Here is a 2,224-nt window from a genome sequence, read left to right on the forward strand (position 1 = left end):
ATTGCTGAGCTGGTAGTTGATCTTCTTGCGTTCACCATCCCATTCGATGCTGCCCACATTATGATCATGGATCAGGGTTACCAGTCCCGCCAGATACTTGGCGTTGGCCATATAGTCCATGAACGGCTTGCCGGTACCGGGCTCGGCGGCCATGGTCAGCTCCACCAACCCTGCCCCGCCGTCTTCCAGCACGAAGCCACCCTTGTCTGGATGCAGAAACTCGTCCACATAGACGCCGAGCATGGCACCACGCCAAGGGTACACCGGCTCAGGATAGCGTGCCGGCACATACAGGGAGGGGTGGCAGGCAAAATTCTTGCCCACCTGCCCTGAGCGGTTACCCAGCCCGTTCTTGAGCAGCAGCACGGGAGTCTGCACTGCCCCGGCAGCAAGAATCACACGGGGAGCAGACACCGACAGTGTTGCCGCCACCGTGCCATCGTGGCGGGTAATGGTCGCCTCCACACCGCTTGCCTTGCCTTCACGGGTAACGATTTTTTCGACTCGAGTATCCGCGTAAATCTGTGCCCCATGGGCGGCAGCCCAGGGCAGATAGGTTACCAGCATGGACTGTTTACGCTCGGTCTTGCAGCCGGACAGACAATGTCCGGTGAGACCGCACTGGCGGATATTGCGCTTTAGGGGTTTCACCGACCAGCCCAGCCGATTGGCACCGGCGCGGATCAGGCGACCGTGCTGGGGAATTTCATGTTCACCGTTATCGTGAACGGCAAGATTTTTCTCCACTTCATCAAAATACGGCGACAGCTCTTCCGCAGTGAGTTCACTCAGCCCGAAATCCCGCTGCCAGTCCTGCAGAATGAAGTCCGGGGTTCGGAAACAGACGCAGCCATTGACCACCGTGGAGCCACCAACACAGGCCCCCTGCAGCACCAGCAAATCGCCGTCGCTGTTACTCTGGCTGCCGTGGTCCTGATAGAGGGTGTCCAGGCTGTCGGTAAAGTTCTCGGTGAAGTCTTTGGAAGGCACATAGGGTCCCGCTTCAAGTACCAACACCTTGAAGCCACGTTTGGCCAGCTCATAGGCACTGACAGCCCCACCGGCGCCGGAACCGACGATGACCGCATCCGCTTCCAGCTGTAGATGATCGCGGGTGACATCACTGGCCTGATGGACTCGCAGTCCGGAAGCCTGCCATTTCACTTCGCTCATGCCCTTGCCTCCCCGTCAGCCACACTGTCTGGCAGGGGCGCATTACCCAGATACTCCAGCCCCCACTTGTCACTCACCGGTCCATCGAACTCAGTGGGTGGCCAGGTAGCGGAATCCTGCCAATAGCCGCTATAGACAAGCTGCTTGATAACGGTGGCCAGGGTTCGCTGGATAACATTGCCCTGCCCCCAGCTATCGAAATAGGCACGGGCATCCTCATCATTCAAATCGACAAACCGGCTGCCTCGAGTGAGCACCGCGGCGTTATCAAACAAGCCCAGACCTGCAGCAACCTCCTTTCGTGTCAGAGGATGCAAATGCCCAAGCAGGGTTTGCACGTTTTTCACAACAGGTACCTGTTCGCTGGGCAGCAACGCAGTGCCGTCAACGGGCAAAAGTACCTGCCGTGCGCGATTGAAAAGATGATATTCCGCATCAGACAGCCCCTGCGCCCAGGCAGGCGCAGATTGCTGATCCAGAGGAGAGCGACGTAGCAGGGCAAAGCCACCAGCGGCGACAGCTGCCACTCCGGCGGAGCCCAGCAGGCCCCATTTTAAAAATCGCCGGCGGGCCATGCCCTGTTGCCAGATGGCGGAAACCCGCCGCGCCTGAAGCTGGCTTTTCATGGTCTGTCCTCAACGCAAAAACACAGCCTTGAAGCTACTCAAAAGACCACATGAATACAATGTGTTTACTCTAACAGTGCGCCTTGACCGCACAGCACAGGCGGCAGGTAACAACCCCCTCAGGAACCGCTATTATGGGGAGTCTGCACCGACACACTGGGGCCTACGGCCACCGGATCCTGATGGATAATCACATCCGCCGCGGGATAGGCCTGACGGATTCGCAGTTCGATACGTTCGGCCAGATCATGAGCTTCGCGTAACGACAGGTTCTGGTCCATATCCACGTGCAGCTGAATAAACTGGGTGCGGCCGGACTGGCGGGTGCGCAGGTCATGAAAGCCCAGCGCTTGTGGATGTTCTGCCACGATAGCACCCACCACATCACGTACATCGCCCGGAATTTCCCGGTCCAGCAGCAACTG

Annotated in this window: 3 protein-coding genes; all 3 read right to left on the reverse strand. The window is 58.4% G+C overall.

What is annotated here, in order from left to right; all coding sequences use genetic code 11:
- Window positions 1-1,173 (reverse strand): NAD(P)-dependent oxidoreductase (locus HUJ17_RS05785; RefSeq protein ID WP_290509791.1); only part of this gene is annotated, 1,173 nt, incomplete at its 3' end.
- Window positions 1,170-1,799, reverse strand: coding sequence for a hypothetical protein (locus HUJ17_RS05790; RefSeq protein WP_290509792.1), 630 nt, complete (start codon window positions 1,797-1,799; stop codon window positions 1,170-1,172). The genes HUJ17_RS05790 and HUJ17_RS05785, both read right to left, overlap by 4 nt.
- Window positions 1,800-1,918: 119 nt before the next feature.
- On the reverse strand, window positions 1,919-2,224 hold a 306-nt coding region (locus HUJ17_RS05795), incomplete at its 5' end, for a cation transporter dimerization domain-containing protein (protein WP_290509793.1).

Origin of the sequence: Alcanivorax sp. (genome assembly GCF_014762765.1) — a bacterium.
In the GTDB taxonomy this organism is placed as follows: domain Bacteria; phylum Pseudomonadota; class Gammaproteobacteria; order Pseudomonadales; family Alcanivoracaceae; genus Alcanivorax.

Coding starts and splice junctions, on each gene's coding strand:
- HUJ17_RS05790 (WP_290509792.1), bottom strand. CDS start 1,799: ATGAAAAGCCAGCTTCAGGCGCGGCGGGTTTCCGCCATCTGGCAACAG.